The sequence below is a fragment of the Bradyrhizobium sp. Cp5.3 genome (assembly GCF_000426265.1).
In the GTDB taxonomy this organism is placed as follows: domain Bacteria; phylum Pseudomonadota; class Alphaproteobacteria; order Rhizobiales; family Xanthobacteraceae; genus Bradyrhizobium; species Bradyrhizobium neotropicale.
This window is the reverse complement of the sequence record NZ_AUFA01000049.1, coordinates 24,127-45,140: the sequence shown is the minus strand read 5'-3', so window position 1 is coordinate 45,140 and position 21,014 is coordinate 24,127. Positions and strand designations below refer to the sequence as shown.

General features: G+C 61.8%; 15 protein-coding genes. 4 read left to right on the top strand and 11 right to left on the bottom strand.

Translation table 11 applies throughout. The features are described from left to right. Both K289_RS0135845 and K289_RS48315 read right to left on the bottom strand, forming a co-directional pair. A partial coding sequence (locus tag K289_RS0135845; RefSeq protein ID WP_198024833.1) for a transposase occupies window positions 1–275 on the bottom strand: 275 nt, incomplete at its 3' end. 61 nt (window positions 276–336) lie between these two features. After that, window positions 337–1,098, bottom strand: coding sequence for an IS5 family transposase (locus tag K289_RS48315; protein WP_027555847.1), 762 nt, complete (start codon window positions 1,096–1,098; stop codon window positions 337–339). 340 nt (window positions 1,099–1,438) lie between these two features. On the opposite strand from K289_RS48315, the gene K289_RS0135835 reads away from it, so the two are divergent. Together K289_RS0135835 and K289_RS0135830 are read left to right on the top strand one after the other, a co-directional pair. Beyond that, window positions 1,439–2,923, top strand: a complete 1,485-nt coding sequence (locus K289_RS0135835) for a DUF1254 domain-containing protein (protein ID WP_027555846.1) — start codon at window positions 1,439–1,441, stop codon at window positions 2,921–2,923. Between the two features lie 16 nt (window positions 2,924–2,939). Beyond that, on the top strand, window positions 2,940–4,424 hold the full coding sequence (locus K289_RS0135830; protein ID WP_051311146.1) for a DUF1254 domain-containing protein: 1,485 nt from the start codon (window positions 2,940–2,942) through the stop codon (window positions 4,422–4,424). Window positions 4,425–4,546: 122 nt separating this feature from the next. Here K289_RS0135830 and K289_RS0135825 read toward each other — a convergent pair whose 3' ends face one another. The 3 genes from K289_RS0135825 to K289_RS0135810 form a co-directional block, all read right to left on the bottom strand. Next, on the bottom strand, window positions 4,547–4,924 hold the full coding sequence (locus tag K289_RS0135825; protein WP_027555844.1) for a hypothetical protein: 378 nt from the start codon (window positions 4,922–4,924) through the stop codon (window positions 4,547–4,549). A gap of 102 nt (window positions 4,925–5,026) precedes the next feature. Then, a complete protein-coding gene (locus tag K289_RS46310; RefSeq protein ID WP_084788849.1) occupies window positions 5,027–8,392 on the bottom strand; it encodes an adenylate/guanylate cyclase domain-containing protein in 3,366 nt (1,121 codons plus the stop codon). Window positions 8,393–8,823: 431 nt separating this feature from the next. Next, a complete protein-coding gene (locus K289_RS0135810) occupies window positions 8,824–9,027 on the bottom strand; it encodes a hypothetical protein (RefSeq protein ID WP_027555843.1) in 204 nt (67 codons plus the stop codon). Between the two features lie 205 nt (window positions 9,028–9,232). Between K289_RS0135810 and K289_RS0135805 the strand changes: the two genes are divergently transcribed. Next, window positions 9,233–10,609: a M17 family metallopeptidase gene (locus K289_RS0135805; protein ID WP_027555842.1), complete on the top strand. Its 1,377-nt coding sequence runs from the start codon at window positions 9,233–9,235 to the stop codon at window positions 10,607–10,609. Beyond that, complete coding sequence (locus K289_RS0135800) at window positions 10,602–11,444, top strand: C40 family peptidase (protein ID WP_027555841.1); 843 nt, start codon at window positions 10,602–10,604, stop codon at window positions 11,442–11,444. Before K289_RS0135805 ends, K289_RS0135800 begins: the two co-directional genes overlap by 8 nt. Before the next feature lie 127 nt (window positions 11,445–11,571). On the opposite strand, the gene K289_RS46305 is transcribed toward K289_RS0135800, so the two are convergent. From K289_RS46305 to K289_RS0135770, 6 genes are all read right to left on the bottom strand, one after another. Beyond that, a complete protein-coding gene (locus tag K289_RS46305; RefSeq protein WP_051311142.1) occupies window positions 11,572–13,743 on the bottom strand; it encodes a peroxidase family protein in 2,172 nt (723 codons plus the stop codon). Window positions 13,744–14,061: 318 nt separating this feature from the next. After that, window positions 14,062–14,883, bottom strand: coding sequence for a hypothetical protein (locus tag K289_RS0135790; RefSeq protein WP_027555840.1), 822 nt, complete (start codon window positions 14,881–14,883; stop codon window positions 14,062–14,064). Window positions 14,884–15,166: 283 nt separating this feature from the next. After that, window positions 15,167–16,804 (bottom strand): ABC transporter ATP-binding protein, encoded by a 1,638-nt coding sequence (locus tag K289_RS0135785; RefSeq protein WP_027555839.1) that lies wholly within the window; start codon window positions 16,802–16,804, stop codon window positions 15,167–15,169. Between the two features lie 22 nt (window positions 16,805–16,826). Next, the gene (locus tag K289_RS0135780; protein ID WP_027555838.1) at window positions 16,827–18,005 is read right to left on the bottom strand and encodes an ABC transporter permease; all 1,179 of its coding nucleotides are present in this window, start codon (window positions 18,003–18,005) and stop codon (window positions 16,827–16,829) included. Next, complete coding sequence (locus K289_RS0135775; protein WP_027555837.1) at window positions 18,005–19,114, bottom strand: microcin C ABC transporter permease YejB; 1,110 nt, start codon at window positions 19,112–19,114, stop codon at window positions 18,005–18,007. Before K289_RS0135775 ends, K289_RS0135780 begins: the two co-directional genes overlap by 1 nt. Beyond that, complete coding sequence (locus K289_RS0135770) at window positions 19,111–21,003, bottom strand: extracellular solute-binding protein (RefSeq protein ID WP_027555836.1); 1,893 nt, start codon at window positions 21,001–21,003, stop codon at window positions 19,111–19,113. The genes K289_RS0135775 and K289_RS0135770 overlap by 4 nt, the downstream gene beginning before the upstream one ends. Between the last annotated feature and the right edge of the window lie 11 nt (window positions 21,004–21,014).

Below are 21,014 nucleotides of genomic sequence, written 5' to 3'. Positions count from 1 at the left end.
TGGTTGAGCAGCTCAGATTCCAGCGGTGATGCGTCCCAGACACCATCGGCGATGAAATGGTGCAGCTGATCGTAGTTGCCCGTGACAAGGCGTTCTGCCATCGGCTGAACGCTCTTGCGATCGCCAGGACCGATCAATCCCGCAACGTACAGTGGACACATCCGCTGCCGGGTCTTGTGACCCAACCGGTCCAAGAACGGCTTCAGCCAGCGTTCGAGTTCGTCTTCCCATTGCGCCATGGTCAGCCCTCCAAGAGCCGACCACCCATGAATCATTGAAGAATCGATTCGGGAATCCTAAAAACTCACGGAAATCAAATAATCTGCCAAAGTAGTGCTAGGGCGTGGACTCATTAGCACGCAGCCAAATTCGGATTGATGCGAGCTTGAAGAACGCCAGATAATTGGCTGCGAGTTTGTCATATCGTGTCGCGACACGCCGACATTGCTTGATCTTGAAGAACCGTTCGATCAAGTTGCGCGCGCGATACAGATACGGGCTGAAGCAGATCGGGTCTTTGCGATTTCGTTTCGGCGGAATGTTCGCCCATGCTCCTTGCTGGCGGGCAAGGTCCCTGACCCAGCCCGCGTCGTATCCACGGTCCGCGAGCAACATCGTTTGTGGAAGCAAGGCGCTGAGGAGAACCGAACACAGCCGATTGTCATGCGCCTCACCGGGCGTGAGAGCGAGATGGACCGGCATGCCATTGGTGTCCACCACCGCGTGAATCTTGCTGGTCAGGCCCCCTCGCGAGCGACCCATATCTTGGTGATTGTTGTCCGCGATGCAGGCTCCGTGCTGGTGCACGCGCACGATGGTGGTATCGATCATCTGCACCGCCGCGTCATGACCGGTGGCCAGCGCTTCCATGATCTGGTCCCAGACGCCAGCCCGCCGCCAACGAACGAAGCGGTTGTAACAGGTGGTGCGGGGACCATAGGTCTCAGGCAGGTCGCGCCATGGCGCACCTGAACGCAGGACCCAAAAGATGCCATTGAGCACGCGCCGATCATTTACACGCGGAACGCCGCGCGGCTTATTCGGCAGCATCGGTTTGATGGCGGTCCATTCATAATCGCTGAGTTCGTAGCGCACGATTCGAGGCTCCAGTTTCGGAACTTGAATCACGCGCCCGACCGTATCAGCAACCCGGCACGGCCCGTAGAGAGGCCACCAATGCTCTGAATCTACTTCGCTTTCGGCGGAATAGCGGACACGGTCGGACCTGCTGCTGGCTCGGCCCGGTCGCGAATGACTCATTAGACGAACATGGGTCAGCACATGACCTATTCAACTCGTCCCATCGCTCACGATCGCGAACATGGTTCGAAATTTGCCGAAAGCGCATAGCGCATTTTGTGCGCCTCGATCAGCCTCCTCTCCACGAAACGCTTTCTGACTTGCCGCAAGTCGCCTGTTCAGTTTCCAGGGGGGAGTGATGCAGACAACGCTCGCATCGTTGACACTTACGCTTATCATCACGACAACAGCGGTCGCCGAAACTGCGCGCTACGACGAGCTCGCCAATCAACCGTTCACCAACGGCTTCCTCTCGAAGGACGCCATTGCGGCGTTGAAGGACGAGCAGGTATTCGAGCGCGCCGTGCAAACCTATACCTGGATGTTGCCGGCGCTCAACATGTACGGCATGAAGGAGGGTTCGGAGAAGGTTTTCGGCAAGGGCTACAACGTCCTTCCGATCTGGAAGGATCGGCTTAGCGCGAAGACGCTGGTTACGACACCCAACTCCGATGTCATCTACGCCATGGGCTATGTCGATCTCAAGGACGACGGGCCGCTGGTCATCGAAGTCCCGCCGGGCTTGCAAGGCATCCTCGACGACTTCTTTCAGCGCCCGATCTGCTCGGTCGGCGAGATCGAGGGCCGCGTCTGGTGCGGCGACGTGGGTCTCCCCGGACCCGACAAGGGTAAGGGCGGCAAATATCTTCTGCTGCCGCCGGATTACACGGGAACGGTGCCATCAGGGTACTTCACCTATCGCTCGCTCACCTATGGGGTGTTCGTGTTCTGGCGCGGCTTCTTCAGAGACCCCAAGCAGCTTGCGGAACCCGTTCGCGTAATGGAACAGACCCGCATCTATCCGCTCGGCAAAGAAGCCGAAGCCAAGCCGATGCAGTTTCCGAACGCATCGGGCGTACCCGTCAACATGCTCTACCCGGCCGACCGCACGGCATTCGACATGATCAACCGGTACATCCAGCATGAATATGTGGACCCCGCCGACATGGAACTGCGCGGGATGCTCGCGGCGCTCGGCATCGTCAAGGGACAGCCGTTTGAGCCCGATGCACACTTGAGCGCGCTGCTCGACAAGGGCGCAAAGACCGCATACCGCATCAATCACACGATCGTTTATTCGCCGTTCAAAATGTCCGGCTCACTGTTTTATCCGGACCGCCGCTGGATGAACGTCTTTCCGGGCAACGCATCGTTCACCGCCCCCACGTTCGCCTACATTGATCCGCGTGCCGGATACTTCACGGTGGCCTACGCGACGAGCCCGGGAATGGCGGTCAGCATGGTCGATGTCGGCGCGAAATATCCAGCGACGTTTGTCGACAAGAATGGAGACTTTTTGGAGGGTGCAAACAGCTACAAGCTGAACTTGCCAAGAGATATTCCAGCACATTTGTTTTGGTCAGTGACGGTCTACGATTCGGTTACCGGATCCGGGCTCGACAACGGCCAACCGTTCCCATCGATCAACCGGATGGACAAACCGGCGGTCAACGCGGACGGCTCGACCGACATTTATTTCGGTCCCAATTCTCCCGGCAACAACAAGAATTGGCTGCGAACGGTGCCCGGCCAAGGCTTTTTCGTAATCCTGCGGATTTACGGCCCGACACAGGCGTTCTTCGACAAAACCTGGGTGCCGAGCGACGTGGAAAAGATGAACTGAAGTACGGGAGGACGCGATGTCTGCAGCTTTTCGGAACACCATCTTGAGCACCAAAACAGTAGCCCTGGCCGTTGGCATAGCGGCACTGTGCGCCGGCTCGATTACAAGCGCGCAAACAGAACCCCTCGGCGGGCAGCCCCCTGCCGATGCCAAACAGTCGGTGAGCGATCTCGATGCGCAGGTAGCCTATCAGCGTGCATTTGAGGCTGTCCTATGGGCGATGCCTGCCTCTGCGATCTATCGGCTCCGGGTCGGGATGCTGGAGGCGCCTGGGATGGCCGACAATGTCATCGCGGCCTCGTTCGCACCATTGGCGACCAAGCAGGAATTTATTACGCCAAACCAGACGACGCCGTATACAGCTGCCTTCTCCGACCTGCGAAATGGCCCCGTCGTGTTGGAGGTTCCAGCCAAAACCGACAAGGCAGTTCTGTATGGCCAGATCGTCGATGCGTGGCAGGCAACGATTGCCGGTGTCGGCCCCGTGGGCGAGGACAAAGGCGCAGGCGGCAAGTATCTGTTGCTCCCGCCCGGCTATAAAGAGGCGATCCCCGCCGGGTACTTCGTGATCCGATCGAGCAGTTTTCGCATCACTTTCGCGTTTCGTGCAATTCAGCTCGGAGGCGCGACGGTCGCTGACGCCAATGCCTATACCAAATTGCTGAAGATGTATCCCTTGTCCGAGGCGGCCGATCCAAAGCCTACTCGCTTTGTCGATATCCGACCCCACACCCTACATACGTTGCCGTTCTACGACATCCGAGCCTTGCAGGACATCCACGACGTCATCAGCGTCGAGCCGGTGCAACCGCGCGACAAGGTGATGATGGGCATGCTGGCAACGATCGGGATTGAGCCCGGCAAGCCGTTCAACCCGCCTGAGAAGCTCAAGGCCGCCATGGAGAAGGGGGTCGCCGATGCGTATTACTACATGCAGAACCTCGACACGAAACTCTTCGCGTCTCATCTCTACTGGCCGGATCGTCACTGGAGCTTTGTGATGGTCACCGACGCGAATCACGGGTTCGAGTTCGTGACGGACGATGCTGTGCAGATCGACAAGCGCGCAGCAGCGTGGTTTTTCTTTACGTTCTATCCGAAAGTGCTGACCGAGCAGCAAGCTGGAACTGTCTATCTCGCTCCGGTCGCGGATACCGCAGGGCAGCCCTTGCAAGCTGGCAAGACATACAAGCTGAGGGTTCCGAAAGACGTGCCAGCCAAGGAGTTCTGGTCGCTGACAGTCTACGACCGCGCGACCTGGGCCTTCATCAATAACCCCCTGGACCGGGCGGGGTTGGATTCATTCAAGAAGGACACGATGAAGGTGAATGCCGATGGCAGTGTTGACCTATATTTCGGGCCCAACGCGCCGGCCGGTCTTGAATCCAACTGGATTCCCACAATGGACAAGGAGCCCTACGTCTGGCTCCGGCTCTACGGACCAGAGGAGGCCTTCTGGAGCAAGGCGTTCAAGATGCCTGATGTAGAGATGGTGAACTGACAGCGAACCGCGTGGACGGACGGGTGTCAGCTTCTGGCCATCGCGTCATTTCGCTGTGATGAGGGATTTGTGTATAGCGGACTTTGGCAAGCCCTCGCCCGTTAGATTTATGGGTTCACGGCCTAGTTGATCGTCGCGTTCACATTAATTACCGATGCGCCGGAAGCCTTCGGGCCCTGCCCCGTAGCCTTGATAATGAATGTATCGCTCCCCTTATACTTACCCTTGGACTTGTATTCGTAAGTGGTCGCATTGAGCTTTTTCAGTTTGCCGTGTGCCGGCTTCTGCATAATGTCGGAGCTACTCACAGTGCCACGCATGGGGATCGAAAACTGACAACTTCCCCCCGATGCGACGCTAATATCGGCAGTGGAGTTCTCCCCCCAATCGGCCAGCCCTACCAGCTTTGAGCATTCAGGAGCGGCAAGCGCTAATGGCACCGTCGTTGAGTTTGTTGCACCAACGATGAGCGCGAGGGTCACGATCTTGAACAGCCGCATGGTGCTTCCTCATTTCGGCCAAGAGTACCTAATCGCCGCCGGTGCGCCCTGGGAGGACCTGATCCTGGCAATGTCGACCTCGCCATCCCGCACGCGCACGCCCTAGCTGCCACAGGCGGCATGCTCCTCCAGCGAAAACTGCATCCCGAGCTGCGAGAACAGGGCTGCGGCGATGTTGAGGTGCTGTTCGGCACTCGTCTGCTGGCCGATCGATCGGAAACGTTTTCCGAGCCCGAGGTGACATTGAGCCACGAGAGGTCGCAGACCGAGCTCCTCGGCCCTGCGCAGCGCCTCGAGAAAATTTGTCTGACATTCATCAAGGTGCGCAGGGCCTGTCGCGCCAAGCTCAGCAAGCAATCGCAGTGCGTAAGCTTCGTGGCCGCGCTCGCCATGTTTGCGCGAAAGCATCAGCGCCCGTTGGCCACACCGCTCAGCGTCGACCGCCCGGAGCTTTCGAAGGTAAGCCTCACCCAACCGGACCAAGGTCATGGCGAGCCCGCCCATGCGATGCATTGCGGTCGATTCCCGTTCGGTTTCCTCCAACAGCACGATGGCCTCGTCGAGGCGATCGGAGAGGCAATAGGCATATCCGAGGGACGTGCCGATGAGTGGTATCATCAGTGGCAGAATCCATGAGCGGCAGAGCTCGAGGCCCTGCTCAAGGACGCTGATGCCGCGCGGCGCCTCGCCCCGAAGGGCGAGAACGTTGCCGGCTCCGTAACAGGAGAACGCAAGGCTGTAGACGTGGTTGGCGAGTCGGGCAATTTCCATGGCCTCTTCCGCCAGGCGCAAGGCCTGGTCGAACTCGCCGAGCTCGGCAAGCGAACACATCAGATAGACCCGCCTGAACACGCCCTGAACCCCGGTCGTTCCCATCGTGTCGGAGGCGAGATCACCTCGAAGGCGCTCAACGGCCGCAGACAATATTTGCACCGCGCGATGATGATCTCCCCGTGCCGCCAGAGCCGCTCCCAAATGTCCACTGACGATCGTCCGAAGCGACTGGTCATCCAATTCGTCCGCTATGGCCATCGCCCGTTCGCCTGCCTCGATCGCCGGGCCCAACTCGCCCAGCAAACGGTAGTATTGGCATATGAACGATGATGCCTGACCAAGCCTTCGCTTGTCCGCGAGTTGTATCGCCTGCGCCTCCACGCTCTGCAGTTGGCCCAGGCATTTCTCGAGGTGGCCCAAGGGGTGAAGTGCGTTTCGAAGGTCGAAGCGAATATCGATGGCAAGTTCGATATTGTCCTTGGTTTCGGGCAACTTCTCGATGATCGCGAGCGCCTGCTCGAACCAGACGCGCCCGTTCTCGAGCGCCGACCGCGAGAGCGCCTTCAGTCCGGCCTGCCGCAAATATCGAACAGCCTTGTCCGGCAACTCTCCTCGAACCGCATGTTGCGCAAGGCGCTCGATGTGCTCGCCGATCCGGTCCCGGTACAGATTCTCAATCGTGCCGACCAGTCGCGCATGCAGCGCGCGCCGTCGCGTCCGCAGCAGGCCGTCATATGTGACCTCGTGGGTGAGCGCGTGTACAAACGAATACTCTACGTCCGGAAAGAATCCGGACTCGTAGAGAAAGCCGGCCGCCAGCAGCCGGCCCAGCGCGTCTTCCAGCGCGCCTTCCGTGAGGTCCGCCATCGGTCGAAGGACCGCCAACGGAGTCTCGCGGCCTGCAACTGAAGCGATTTGCAGAAGATTCTTGTCACCGGGAAGCAGCCGATCTATTCGCGCCGCCAGAATGGCCTGGACGGTAGGAGGAACCTGAACATTTCCGGTCGGACGCAACAATCGATAGTGACCGCGTTCTCCGGCGAGGTATTGGGTCTCCACCAGGGAGCGGACTGTTTCCTCAATGAAGAAGGGATTGCCGCCCCGCGCGATCAGAAGCTGCTTGAGTGAAGCGAGTTCAGGATCTTCACCCAGGAGTGCCTCCAGCAGATAGCGCGTGTCACGGGTCGGCAACGCGCTCAGCCGGATCTGATGGTAGTTTTCCTTGCTCCCCCAGTTGTGCTGGTAGTCGGGGCGATAACTGACAAGCAGCATGAGGCGGGCCGAGCCCAGGACGGTGACCAGGGCATCGAGCAATTCCTGCGTTTCGTTATCCACCCAATGGAGGTCCTCGAAGATCAAGAGGACCGGTTGCTTGCAAGCCTCCCGCAGCAACAAGCTCTTCACGGCATCGATATTGCGACGCCTGCGCTGAATTGGATCGAGCGTATGCCAGCTTTGGTCATCGACCGGGATATCGAGCAGCGCCAGGAGCGCGGGAAGCGTCGGCTCCAGCCTTTCGTCGAGAGCGAAGATTCTCTCGACCACCTTTCGGCGCATCTCATGAAGCTCATCCCGGTCCTGGATGCCAAAGTAGCTCTTGAGCAGTGCGATGACCGGCAGGTAGCTGGTCGCTCTTCCATGCGAGATCGACGTGCTATCGAGTACCAGCCAGCCGAGCAGACCGAGCAGCCGGTTGGCGTGGGTAAACTCATAGACGAGACGTGACTTGCCCACGCCCGCCTCACCAATGATCGCCACCGATTGGCCCGATCCCGTGTCGGCCAGCTCCTGTGCGCGACGCAGCTCATCGAGCTCGGCCTCGCGGCCGATAAACTGGGTCAGGCCGCGAATCGTTGCGGCCTGCAAACGCGTGCGTGCGGGCCCCGCGCCGATCAGCTCGTAGACCTCCTCGGGCTCGGCAAGTCCCTTGATCGGCAGCGGCCCCAGCGACCGCGCCATGACATATCCCTCAGCCAGTCGCATGGTCTTCTTCGTCGTCAGGATCGAGCCGGGCTGCGCCATCTGCTCCATGCGAGAAGCCACGTGCACGGCCTCACCGACAACGGTGTATTCCATGTCAAGCTCGTTGCTGATGGCGCAGATGACGACTTCGCCCGAGTTGAGTCCAACGCGAATCCTGAGGGGTTTATGATCAGACTGATCGGTACCGTCCGCCAGTTTGGCCTGGGAGTCCTGCATCATCAGCGCGGCGTAACAGGCCCGCACGGCATGATCCTCATGGGCGAGCGGCGCGCCAAAAATCGCCATGATACCGTCGCCAAGGATCCTATTGACCGTACCCTCATAACGGCGGACGGCCTCGCACATCCGCTCGAGCACCGGGTTGAGGATCGCCTGCGCACTCTCCGGATCCTGGCCGGAGATCAGCGCCAGTGAGCCCGTGATGTCCGCGAACAGCACGCTCACCTGCTTTCGTTCACCGGCGAGTTCGGCGGTCGAGGTGAGACTGTCGTCAGGGATGAGTTGGGCGGTCTGTGGTTTCACCGCCTGAGAGCGCGCAGACAGATAGTTTGCGGCGCCCTGCCCCGTCGAATGGCCGCAATGAGAACAGAACTTGGCCGTCGGCGAAACTTGAGTGCCGCAGTTCGCGCAAACGCGTACCAGAGCCAAAGCACATTCTTCGCAGAACTTCGCCGCTGCGCCGTTTACGTGCTGGCACCTCGGACAAATCATCTAGGTCCCTGAGCAAAGTCATGCCCACGGTACCGTCGAACTCCTTGGTCAACAAGCTGGTTTTCTGCCCAGGGGCCAAGCCGACGGCCCGAAAACACCTGCATTTGATGCAATTGAAGCTTCGCTGGCTTTGTAACGGTGCCGCGTCCGCAAGGCATTTGGCATTCAGACTGGCAGAGAGCCCACCCCCTCCCTGACCGCTACCTTACAACCTCGCACGAACGAAGTCATTGGGCCGTTGGAGAGCCGACAGGCTTTGGAGGCGATCCAGTCGAGTTTCGGTATCGGAGAATTTCGAGACTGGGAGACTTGCTCATCCCGACCGCCTTTGGCCCTTCGCGACATATTGCGCAGCCCCGCGAGCTCGTTCGCCAACGGGACAAGGCGGACGTAGCCGCCAACGGGTTCATGCGTATACGGCCGCGGTCCGATCAATATTCGATGGCGAGACGCTTGCGGATTTCATCGAGCCGCTTGTCGAGCGCGTCGAACCGCGCATGGACGGATCGATCGTGAAGATAGAAGACGTAGCCGCCGGCCAGGAACGCGAAGATCCAGTGGTGGTGCTCGACATAGCCAAAAATTGCCTCGATGGCCTGGCCGATGAAGGTGACCATACTCCACACGACGTCCATTGCATTTCCTCCCGGCACGTCTTTCCTTCGGTCGCCGACGTTCTCCGCCGCCCGCGACCGCTGGTGCGGAACCTAGCATGGCGCCCCCGATGCGAGTAGCGTCTCGCCAAGCGGTAATCGCAAAGCCGATTGCAGGCGCCGCAAAACTCTGCGAAGTCTGTCGGCCGCTACATCACCCGTTTGATCCGACGATCCGGACCTGCCAATGCCCTCCGTCTTCGAGACGTCCCCGACCGCCATCCCGATCACCTTCGTCACCAAAGCGAGCTGGGATGCGGTCCGCGAGACACTGCCGCCGGCGCAGCGGCAGTTCGCCTCAGCCAATGCCTTTACCGCCAAGCCGGGCGCCTATCTTGCCCTGCCCGCGCCGGACGGCGCGATCGCGCACATCCTGTTCGGGCTCGAGGACAACGGCGCAAAATCGCGCGACCTGTTCCGACCGGGTGCGTTGCCGGGCCTTTTGCCGCCGGGCACCTATCGCTTTGCCAATGCGCCGCACGATGCGCGGCTGGCGGCGCTGGCCTTTGCCCTCGGCAGCTACCGCTTCGCCCGCTATCGCAAGGCGGACCGTCCCGACGTCCGGCTGACACCGCCGGACGGCGTCGATGCGGTCGAGATCGGCCGGATCGCCGATGCGGCGATGCTGGCGCGCGACCTCATCAACACGCCGGCCAACGACATGGGCCCGGAGGAATTGGCCAAGGCGGCCGAGAGGCTCGCTGCCGAGTTCGGTGCCAGCTTTGCCTGCACCATCGGCGAGGATCTGAAGGCCGGCAATTTTCCGCTGATCCATGCGGTCGGCATGGCCTCGGATCGAGCGCCGCGGCTGATCGACATCGGCTGGGGCGATCCCGCCCATCCCAAGGTGACACTGGTCGGCAAGGGCGTCTGCTTCGATACCGGCGGGCTCGACCTGAAGCCGTCGAGCGGCATGCTGATCATGAAGAAGGACATGGGCGGTGCCGCCAACGTGCTGGCGCTGGCGCGCATGGTGATGGATGCGAAGCTGAAGGTCCGCCTCCGCGTGCTGATCCCGGCCGTGGAGAATGCGGTCGCCGGCAACGCCTTCCGTCCGCTCGACATCTTCCCCTCGCGCAAGGGCATCACGGTCGAGATCGGCAACACCGACGCGGAAGGCCGCCTGGTGCTTGCCGACGCGCTGGCGCTCGCCGACGAGGAGAAGCCGGATCTGCTGATCGATCTCGGCACGCTCACGGGGGCGGCGCGCGTGGCGCTGGGGCCGGACCTTCCGCCCTTCTACACCAACGACGAGGCGCTTGCCGCCGACGTCGCGCGCTGCGCCGTGAAGGAGAACGATCCGTTGTGGCGCATGCCGCTGTGGCCGGCTTACGATGCGTGGCTGGACTCCAAGACGGCCACCATCACCAACGCGCCATCGGGCACCTTTGCCGGCTCGATCACCTGCGCTCTGTTCCTGCAGCGCTTCGTCGAGCATGCCAGGAGCTGGCTGCATGTCGACATCTACGGCTGGACGCCGTCGGCGAAGCCCGCGCGTCCCGAAGGCGGCGAATGCCAGGCCGCACGTGCCCTCTACACATTGCTGAGCGAGCGCTATGCATGATCCGCGGCTGACACCGGCGCGAGGCGACCTCGCCGCGAAATATCTCGAAGGCAGGGTTCAGGCGGATCGCTTCGTCACCGGCGAGGAATTCGAGGTGGTTGAGGCGATCGCACCGATGCGTGAGCGGCCGTCTTCGGACGCCATGCTGATGACGGAGGCGCTGCGCGGCGAGCGCGTCACGATCTACGATCGCAACGGAGAAGGCTGGGCCTGGGGCCAGCTCACTGGCGACGGCTATGTCGGCTGGCTGCCGGACGCCGCGCTGGCGCGGCCCGCAGGCGCGCCGACGCACAAGGTTAGCGCGCTCCGGACCTTCGCCTTTCCCGGTCCCTCGATCAAGCTGCCACCGACGGGCACGCTCGTGCTGGGATCGAGGATCGCTGTGGCGCGCGAGGACGGCAGCTTCGCCGTGACGCGCGAGGGAACGTATCTGCCGAAGGCACATCTTGCGGCGCTGGATCATCGCGAGCCGGATTTCGTCACCGTCGCCGAGCGCTTCGTCGGCACGCCGTATCTCTGGGGTGGCAAGAGCAGCCTCGGCATCGATTGCTCTGGTCTCGTGCAAGTCTCGCTGACATCAGCGGGCATCGGCTGCCCGCGCGACAGCGACATGCAGCAGGCGGGCCTCGGCCGCGCGCTCGCGCCAAGCGAGGCTGGCAAGCTGCAACGCGGCGATTTGATCTTCTGGAAGGGGCATGTCGCGATCGTGCGCGACGGCAGCACCATGGTTCACGCCAACGCGCATCACATGGCGACCGTGATCGAGCCGATCGAGCCCGCGATCGCGCGGATCAAGCAGGCCGGCAGCGAGGTCGCCGCGATCAAGCGGCTGTAGGCAGAGCGAGTGCTTTTCACTCAGACGGCTGGATAGGTCATCGCGCAAATTGCGAAAATGCTGCGCCGCTCATCCTGGAGCGGCGCAGCACTTTAGTTGATGCCCAATCGTGATGGTCGAAAGCGGATCAATGTCGTCGCGGTCCGGTCAGGAAGGACTCCTGGCTCAAGTTGGCGCCGTTCGACACCGCCGCAACGATCTGACCGGGATCGACCCGGCCGATGTTGCCGGCCTGATACTGGTTCAGCAGCGCAAAGCTCTGGCTTGCCAGGGCCGATGCGGTCGAGCCGGTTGCATGCGAAGGATCCGACGCGGTGATCGGGGGCGACGCGGAGGTCGCCCCGATGCCGGTGACCGAGTCCTGATATTGCCCCCACGATCCAGAGCCATGATGCCGACTCCACGATACAAGGCCAGGATACGGTAATTCACTCGGCTTCACGCCGACCAGGTCGATGGTCTCGTTGCCGACCTGCAGCAATGTTCCGCCGTGATGGTCGGATGATTTCCTGACGTAGTGGTCCGTCCCGAGTTGCAGCTTGTCCTCCTTCGGGTCGTAGTCAGTGATTGTTACGGTGTTGTGTAGACCCCCGATGTCGTCGGGGTTGATCACGAAGGTGTCGGCCCCACCACCGCCGGTCATTGTCATGTGGCCGCGCGCCGCCACCAGCGTGTCATCGAGATCCCCGCCGGTCAGGGTATCGTTGCCGGCCGATCCGACCACGAGTTGCGCCATGCCGACGGCGGCCTCTGCTCCAGTCGGGTCTATGCCTCCCACGGTGCCGCTGTGCCGCTCGGTGGCGACGAAGGCATCACTCTGCATCGCCGTCGTATCGGTGTCGCGCAGGATCAGATCCGACAGGGTGGTGCTCTCGATCTCCTTCAGGGTTGCCTTGTCGAAATTCTGGTTCTCGAAATAGTACCGATCGCCGTCGCGCAGGGCCGCGAACTGATCGCCGATGATCTTGGCGAAGGTCGGTCCGACGATGGCTCCTTCAGCGTGATCCTCTGCCAATCCACCAGCCCACAAATCGACGGCATCGATAGAACCATAGGCTTTCTCGAACGCCGCTGCAGTCGCCGGATCGGAGCTGAGCTGATCGAAGCTGGTGTAGGGCGCAAGCCCCAGCGCCTCCCGCGTCTGGTTCAGTGTGCCCAATCCAAGATCATGGCCGCGCTGGATGTTGATCGCCGCCAGATCCATGCCGTCAGGAGGATCGGCCAGGAAATTCCGCAAGCCGTCGACGATGTGGGCGTCCAGCGGGTTGGCCAGGTCTCCCGACAGATGCCGAAGTAAACCATCGGCACCTGTCGCCGCGAAGGTTGCCGGATCTTCAAAGAACGATTGCGCCAGCGTCTGCTCCGACGTGACGGCACCCAGATTGCTGGTGGCGCTGATCTCGTCGGAGACGATCGAGTGACCAAAGCGAAACGCGGCGCCCGCAAATTCTTCGGTAATCCGCGGGTCCACCGTGGGATCATAGCCCTGGTAGGGCTTGATCGCGTCCTTGCCCAGCAGATGCGGCAGGAATTCGCTATAGGTGATGTTGACCATCTCGGCCGTGGTGATGGCCTTGGCCGTCTCATACAGCTTGTCGCCACTCCAGTCCGGATGCTCCGCGTGCAGACGATCGACCTGATAATTGTGCTCGCGCACGAACAACACCTGCAAGGCCGTCAGGTCGGGGTTCTCCTGTGCTCGCACATCACCCGCCAGAAAGGCCTTGCCCTGGGGGGTGTCGACAATGGGAAGATTATCGCCCGCCGAAACTTTCATATGCCCGTCGGCTGTACGCAGGCTTGCTGCGGTAGCGGCGTCGGATCCGTATATCTGCGATCCGTCCAGCCAACCCGTGATCGTGTTGATCGCGGTTGCCGGATGGCCGGGGACACCGGTTGCAGGATCGATCGCCACCCGCGTCAGCGGGATGGTGCTGCCGGGTGGCAGAAACGCGTCATCCGCCGGGACCGTGATCGAGATGTCCGTGGTTGTGGCTGACTTTTCCAGATCGAGATCGTGATCGATGAACTGGCCCCACGCATACATCATGCCCGATAGCGCGACGCCGTTGTCATCGGTCAAATGCGGGGCGTCCTCTCCGGTGTCCTCCTGCGCCGCGACAATGTTGCTGATCTCGCGCGGGTTTGGCCCCGGCGTCATTTCATCGAACCCATCGGCGAAATTCGCCGGACCCACCCGGCCAAAGTCGGTGTTGGCCTGGTTCAAGGTGGAATCGGCGAGATTGTTGTTGGAGCCGTCGATGGTACGGAAATCGAGGGTACTGAAACGCAGTGCCATGGCTCACCCTCCCTGTAGAGTCTATGGCCCCAGCTCCTACGCCATCGACCTCCCCTCAAATGGCATTTTCATTGGCACTTTGTGACGATCGCGTGTTTATTGAGAGACGACATGCGAGCTTTCGGCGCCATCGTGCTCCGCAATTTGGCGGATTGCGTTGAAAAATCGAGCCGAGCGCGAACGCTGATTGAATCGATGATGGATCAGCGGAGATTGAGCAGGCGGCGCTGTTCTACGAGCTCGAACGCCCGGCGAAAGCTTGTTGCGTACCTGATCGCAGAAGCTGCCCGAAATACAAATCCCGCCAGGCTGTGCGGATCAACGCGCTGACCATGGCCATGCCAATAACGGTTGCGGTTTCTTGGCTTGCGCCCGCTCCGCGGTTCGAGCCGGCTTTTGCGTCTGGGCGACAGTGGCCGGCTGCCGCGGACGCGGCAGTGGTACTTCCGGCATCACCTTCGGCGCCTCGAGGCTCACCGTTGGTGGCGCTTCGGGCATCGCCTTTGGCTCCGAAGCGCTGGCGACGACTTGGGCGAGTTGTTCCTGGCTCGCGTTGAGCCGGTCGGTAAGCACCTGGCTTTCGCGCGCCATCTCGATCTGGTCCGTCTTGATCCGGTCGATCATACTGCTGTTGCGTGCGCTTTCATCCCGGCTCGCCTTGAGTTGGCTCGCGAGATTTTCATTGTCGCTGGCCAATTGTTCTTGCCTCACCTTGAGCTGTTCGACCGTTCGGCTCAACGCGGCGATGTCGCGCGCGATCGGTTGAAGCTGCTGCGCCAGCTCGGAATGCTGGGTAACGACCGTCGGCGGGGCGTCCTTCGGCGCGGCGACGTCCGGCGCGGCCTGCGCCAGACTTGCTGGGGCTGCGGGGGCCGTTATCGCCGTATCAACGGAGGATGACCTCCACGAGGCGGCGACACCAATCGATGCGACCAACAGAGAACCGAAAGCCACATAGCGCCAATCCGCCAATCGATGAATCGCCGCGAAGGGGACGCGAGACGTCTTCATGCTTGTCCAACGGATGCTGCTCGGCGGGGCCGAAGGTCTGACTCCCGCTTCGCGCGCCAGGTTCGAAAGCTGCTCCTCCAAGCTCGCGATCTGTCCTTCGGCGAGGTGGTCGTCCAGCGTGGAATTCATTTGGTGCCCCGTATCAAATGCATTGGCATCCGCCTGAGAGCGATCCGCGCATCTGCGCTACAGCGAGCTGCAATCAACGAAGAGCAGATGGTTCTTGAGCCTGCGACGCTTCTCAGGGATGAGCATGCAACTGCACGTCAACCGACTTTCTACCAGCCAGGTACTGGCGTTTTTAACGCAGCCGAGAAGGCGGAACTATGTTCACCGGCCGGAGAATTATGGAAGGAACCCTGACCCGTCGGGAGAAGGTTGCTTTGTTCCTTACCCTCTGGTCTGGCGGTAGCTACGTTGCCACCGAGCCGTTCCCCGCCGTTTCCAGCCGGAACGCGGCAGCAAACAGCGCGCGCGTGTAATCCGTCTTCGGATTCTTGAAGAGATCCGCCGCCTGGCCTTCCTCGACCACCTTGCCGCCGCGCATCACGATGAGATGGCTGGCGAGCGAGGCAACCACGCGCAAATCGTGCGAGATGAACATGTAGGTGAGGTCGCGCTTGCGCTGCAGCTCGCGCAGGAGATCGACCATCTGCGCCTGGAACAGCATGTCGAGCGCGCTGGTCGGCTCGTCCAGCACGACGAAATCGGGCTCGAGCACGATCGCGCGCGCAATGCTGATGCGCTGGCGCTGGCCGCCGGAGAACTCGTGCGGATAGCGAAAGCGTGTCTCCGGATTGAGCCCGACATCCTCCAGCGCCTTGACGACCTTCGCCTCGCGTTCCGCGCGCGAGAGTTTTGGCTGATGCACGGAGAGACCTTCGGCGATGATGTCCGCGATCGACATGCGCGGGCTGAGCGAGCCGAATGGATCCTGGAACACGATCTGCATGTCGCGCCGGAACGGGCGCATCTCCTTGAAACGCAGGCCCTGGATGTCCTTGCCCAGGAAAACGATCCGCCCGTTCGATGAGATCAGCCGCAGCAGCGCCAGCCCGAGCGTGGTCTTGCCCGAGCCGGATTCGCCGACGACGCCGAGCGTCTCGCCCTTGCGCACAGCGACGCTGACGCCGTCGACCGCCTTGATGTGGCCGACCGTCTTGCGCATCAGCCCGCGCTTGATCGGAAACCAGACCTTGAGCTCGTTGGCCGACATCACCACCGGCGCACCCGGCTGCGGCGGCGCCGGGTCAGGCTTCGGCTCGGCCGCGAGCAGGTCGCGCGTGTAGGGATGTTTGGGGCTCTTGAAGACCTGCTCGACCGGCCCCTGCTCGACGATCTTGCCGCCGTTCATGACGCAGACGTGGTCGGCGATGCGGCGCACGATGCCGAGGTCGTGGGTGATGAAGAGCAGGCTCATGCCGAGCCGCGCGCGGATCTCGGCAAGCAGTGCCAGGATCTGCGCCTGCACGGTGACGTCGAGCGCTGTGGTCGGCTCGTCCGCAATCAACAGATCCGGCTCGTTGGCGAGCGCCATCGCGATCATCACGCGCTGGCGTTGACCGCCGGAGAGCTGGTGCGGATAGCTCTTGAGCCGCGTCTCGGGCTCGGGGATGCCGACCTGCGTCAGCAATTCCAGGGTACGCCGGCGCGCCTCTGCGTTGCTGGTCGGATTGTGCAGCTGGATGATCTCGCCGATCTGCGCCTCGATCGTGTGCAGCGGGTTGAGCGAGGTCATCGGCTCCTGGAAGATGATGGAGATGTCGCTGCCTCTGATCTCCCGCATCTGCTGCTCGGACTGGTCGATCAGCTCCTGTCCCTTGAAGCGGATGCTGCCCGAGGGATGCGAGGCGTTCGGGTAGGGCAAGAGCTTCAGGATCGAGAGCGCGCTGACCGATTTGCCGGAACCGGATTCGCCGACCAGCGCGACGCATTCGCCGCGCTTGATCTGGAACGAGACCCTGTCGACCGCAAGCGTGGTGGCGCCGCCCTGATGGAAGGCCACCGAGAGGTTCCGCACGGCAAGCAGGGGCTGGTTGATCGCGTCCATTGTCTACCTGCAAGTCTTCCTTTTACTTAAACGTCTTGCGCGGATCGAAGGCGTCGCGCACGGCTTCGCCGATGAAGATCAGCAGCGACAGCATGATCGCGACCGAGAAGAAGCCGGTGAAGCCGAGCCATGGCGCCTGCACGTTCGACTTGCCCTGCGACAGGAGCTCACCGAGCGAGGGGGAGCCGGGCGGCAGGCCGAAGCCGAGGAAGTCCAGCGCGGTCAGCGTCATCACCGAGGACGACACGATGAACGGGAGGAACGTCATGGTCGCCACCATCGCGTTCGGCAGGAGATGCCGGAACATGATCACCTTGTTCGATACGCCGAGGGCCCGCGCGGCCTGGATGTATTCGAAGTTGCGCCCGCGCAAAAATTCCGCACGCACGAGACCGACCAGAGACACCCAGGAGAACAGCAAGAGGATTCCGAGCAGCACGAAGAAGCCGGGCACCAACACCGATGACAGGATCAGGAGGAGATACAGCGATGGGATCGCGGTCCAGATCTCGATGAAGCGCTGGAAAGTGAGATCGATCCAGCCGCCGAAATAGCCCTGGATACCGCCGGCCGCGACGCCGACGATCGAGGATACGATGGTGAGACACAGGCCGAACAGGACCGAGATGCGGAAGCCATAGATCAGGCGCGCGACGACGTCGCGGCCCTGATCGTCGGTGCCGAGCCAGTTGTATTCGAGGTCGCGGCAGCTCTTCAGGCCCTTCTTCTCGACGACCGGCTTGCACTGCGCTTCCGTCAGCATCCAGGTCGGCGGCGACGGCGCGGGAGTCGGCAGATCGAGATTATGGGTGTCGTAGGAGTAGCGGATCAACGGCCAGACGATGGTGCCGCCCTTCTCCTTGATCAACTTCTGCAAATAGGGATCGCGGTAGTCGGCCGCGGTCTCGAAGTCACCGCCGAACGTCGTCTCCGAATAGGTGACGAAGGCCGGCCAGTAGAGATGGCCGTCATACTTGATCAGGAACGGCCGGTCGTTGGCGATCAGCTCGGCGAACAGCGACACCACGAACAGGACCATGAAGATCCAGAACGACCAGTAGCCGCGCCGGTTCGCCTTGAAGTTCTCCCAGCGCCGCTTGTTGAGCGGCGACGGCACGAACGACTTGCGGGTGACCGGTACGGCTTCGCCAAACGGCGATTTCGACGTGGTCTCGATCGGGGTTGGTGCGGTCAGCGTCATCAGACCTCCCGCGCCTCGAAGTCGATCCGCGGGTCGATCCACATATAGGTCAGATCGGAGATCAGATTGACCACGAGGCCGACGAGCGAAAAGATGTAGAGCGTGCCGAACACCACGGGATAGTCGCGGTTGAGCACGCTCTCGAAACTGAGCAGGCCGAGCCCGTCCAGCGAGAAGATGGTCTCGATCAGGAGCGAGCCGGAGAAGAAGGCGTGGATGAACGCGCCCGGGAAGCCCGCGATCACGATCAGCATCGCGTTGCGGAAGATGTGGCCGTAGAGCACCTGGCGCTCGCTGCAGCCCTTGGCGCGCGCGGTCATGACGTATTGCTTGCGGATCTCGTCCAGGAACGAGTTCTTGGTGAGCAGCGTCATGGTCGCAAACGCGCTCAGCCCCATCGAGATCAGCGGCAGGACCAGGTGCCAGAAATAGTCGATGATCTTCCAGTACCAGGGAAACAGCGACCAGCCGTCCGAGGTCAGCCCGCGCAACGGGAACAGGTTGAAGAACGAGCCGCCCGCGAACAGGATGATCAGGAGGATCGCGAACAGGAAGCCTGGGATGGCAAAGCCGATGATGATCACGGCTGACGTCCAGGTGTCGAAGCGCGTGCCGTCCTTCACCGCCTTGCGGATGCCGAGCGGAATCGAGATCAGATAGGTGATCAGCGTCAGCCAGATTCCGAGCGAGATCGAGACCGGCAGCTTCTCCTTGATGAGCTGAATGACGCTGACGTCGCGGAAATAGCTCTTGCCGAAATCGAAGCGGGCGAAATTCCACACCATCAGCGCGAAGCGTTCGGGCGCCGGCTTGTCGAAGCCGAACTGCGCCTCGAGCTTCTTGATGAAATCGGGATCGAGCCCCTGCGCGCCGCGATATTTCGAGTTGATGGCATCGCCGCCGGCCCCTAACTGTCCCGGCGCGCGCTGCGCGAAGTCGCCGCCGCCCGAGATGCGCGAGCTGCCGCCGGTGTCGGCGCCGGAGAGCTGCGCGATCACGCGCTCGACCGGACCGCCCGGCGCGAATTGCACGACGATGAAGGACACGAAGAGGATCCCGAGCAATGTCGGGATCATCAGGAGGATGCGGCGGGCGATATAGGCGCTCATTGTGATTTCGCCTGCTCGAGCTTGGCCGCCTTGGCGCGGTCGTACCACCACAGGGTCCGTTCACCCACGCCGCTCGCATAGTCGGAGATCGCGTAGCGCGGCAGGTTGGCGGGATGATCGAACTGGTCCCAATAGGCCAGTCGGTGCGTCTTGTTATACCATTGCGGCACCCAATAGCGACCGGCACGGAACACCCGGTCGAGCGCGCGGCAGGCAATGGTCAGCTCATTGCGCGTCTCGGCCGCCATGGCCTTCTCGACCAGTGCGTCCAGCGCGGGACTGGAGGCGCCGGCCAGATTGTACGAGCCCTTCGTCGCCGCAGCCTGCGAGGTGAAGTAAGTTCGCAAGCTGTCGCCAGGCGTTGCCGACATGGTCAGGCGGTTTATGGCCACGTCGAAATCGAAGGCTTCGACCCGGGTGCGATACTGGACGGCATCGATGAGACGCAGATTCGCATCGATACCCAGCATGTTCAGGTTCTTGAGGAACGAAGCGTGGTGCGGCTGGAATGAGGCCTCGTCGGTCAGGAATTCGATCTTGAAGACTTCGCCGTTCGGCAGGAACCGCTTGCCGTCCTTGATCGGGAGCTGCGCCTCCTGGAGCAATTGCTGCGCCTTGCGCAGCAGCGCGCGATCCTGGCCCGAGCCGTCCGACACCGGCGGCACGAATGGCTCGCCGAACACCTCATCCGGCACTTGACCGCGGAACGGCTCGAGCAATTTCAGCTCTTCAGGCGACGGCAGCCCCTCGGCAACGAGGTTCGAATTCTGGAACGGCGAGCGCGTGCGCGCATAGGCGCCGTACATGATGGTCTTGTTGGTCCATTCGAAGTCGAACGCATAGTTGATGGCTTCGCGAACCTTGGCGTCCTTGAACTTGTCGCGCCGCGTGTTGAGGAACCAGCCTTGGCCGCCCGACGGCGTCTGGTCCGGCACTTCCTCGCGCTTGACGCGGCCGTCCTTGATAGCCGGGAAGTCGTAGCGCGTCGCCCAGATGCGCGAGGTGAATTCCTCGCGGTAGAGGTAGTTCTTGCCGGTGAAGCCTTCGAAGGCAACGTCGCGATCGCGGTAGAATTCGTAGCGGATCACATCGAAATTGTTGCTGCCGCGGCAGACCGGCAGGTCGGCGCCCCACCAATCCTTGACCCGCTCGAACTCGATGAAGCGATTGATCTCGAACTTGCCGACCTTGTAGGGACCCGATCCCAGCGGCGTGTCGGTCGTCGTCTCCTCGAAGGAGCGGGTCGCGTAATAGGCCTTCGAGAAGATCGGCAGGCCCGCCACGTAGAGCGGCACGTCGCGCGCACGCTTCTCGGCAAAGGTCACGACCACGGTGGCATCGTCGAGCGCCTCGGCGCCCTTGACGTCGCGCATCTGGAGCTGGATCAGCGGATGACCCTTCTCCTTCAGCGCGTTGATCGAGAACGCGACGTCATGCGCGGTCAGCTTCGTGCCGTCGTGGAATTTGGCCTCGGGCCGCACGGTGTAGCGGTAGCTGAGCTTGTCGGGCGAGATCTGCACCGACTTCGCGGCGAAGCCGTACATGGCATCAGGCTCGTCGCCGGCACGCGCCATCAGCGAGACGAAGGTCAGGTCCATGCCCTGCGCCCCCTCGCCCTTCAGGACGAAGGCGTTGAGCGAGTTGAACGTGAAATAGGACTGGTTGTAGGCACGCACCGACGGAATGAGCGAGAACGCGCCGCCCTTCGGGGCGTCGAGATTGACGTAGTCGAAATGATGGAAGTCGGCGGGGTATTTGAGATCGCCGAACGCCGAGATGCCATGGACTTCGGCCGGCCCCTCCGACGCCGCCGCGCCGCGCCGGGAGGCGACGCTGAGCGCGCCGCCAACACCCAGAGCCAGCACGTGCCGGCGTGAAAGCTGCGCCATGCGCAAATGCT

What these genes read in the sequence shown, in the direction of transcription:
- K289_RS0135835 (WP_027555846.1), top strand. Translation starts at nt 1,439, where the DNA reads ATGCAGACAACGCTCGCATCGTTGACACTTACGCTTATCATCACGACA.
- K289_RS0135830 (WP_051311146.1), top strand. Translation starts at nt 2,940, where the DNA reads ATGTCTGCAGCTTTTCGGAACACCATCTTGAGCACCAAAACAGTAGCC.
- K289_RS0135825 (WP_027555844.1), bottom strand. Translation starts at nt 4,924, where the DNA reads ATGCGGCTGTTCAAGATCGTGACCCTCGCGCTCATCGTTGGTGCAACA.
- K289_RS46310 (WP_084788849.1), bottom strand. Translation starts at nt 8,392, where the DNA reads ATGATTTGTCCGAGGTGCCAGCACGTAAACGGCGCAGCGGCGAAGTTC.
- K289_RS0135810 (WP_027555843.1), bottom strand. Translation starts at nt 9,027, where the DNA reads ATGGACGTCGTGTGGAGTATGGTCACCTTCATCGGCCAGGCCATCGAG.
- K289_RS0135805 (WP_027555842.1), top strand. Translation starts at nt 9,233, where the DNA reads ATGCCCTCCGTCTTCGAGACGTCCCCGACCGCCATCCCGATCACCTTC.
- K289_RS0135800 (WP_027555841.1), top strand. Translation starts at nt 10,602, where the DNA reads ATGCATGATCCGCGGCTGACACCGGCGCGAGGCGACCTCGCCGCGAAA.
- K289_RS46305 (WP_051311142.1), bottom strand. Translation starts at nt 13,743, where the DNA reads ATGGCACTGCGTTTCAGTACCCTCGATTTCCGTACCATCGACGGCTCC.
- K289_RS0135790 (WP_027555840.1), bottom strand. Translation starts at nt 14,883, where the DNA reads ATGAATTCCACGCTGGACGACCACCTCGCCGAAGGACAGATCGCGAGC.
- K289_RS0135785 (WP_027555839.1), bottom strand. Translation starts at nt 16,804, where the DNA reads ATGGACGCGATCAACCAGCCCCTGCTTGCCGTGCGGAACCTCTCGGTG.
- K289_RS0135780 (WP_027555838.1), bottom strand. Translation starts at nt 18,005, where the DNA reads ATGACGCTGACCGCACCAACCCCGATCGAGACCACGTCGAAATCGCCG.
- K289_RS0135775 (WP_027555837.1), bottom strand. Translation starts at nt 19,114, where the DNA reads ATGAGCGCCTATATCGCCCGCCGCATCCTCCTGATGATCCCGACATTG.
- K289_RS0135770 (WP_027555836.1), bottom strand. Translation starts at nt 21,003, where the DNA reads ATGGCGCAGCTTTCACGCCGGCACGTGCTGGCTCTGGGTGTTGGCGGC.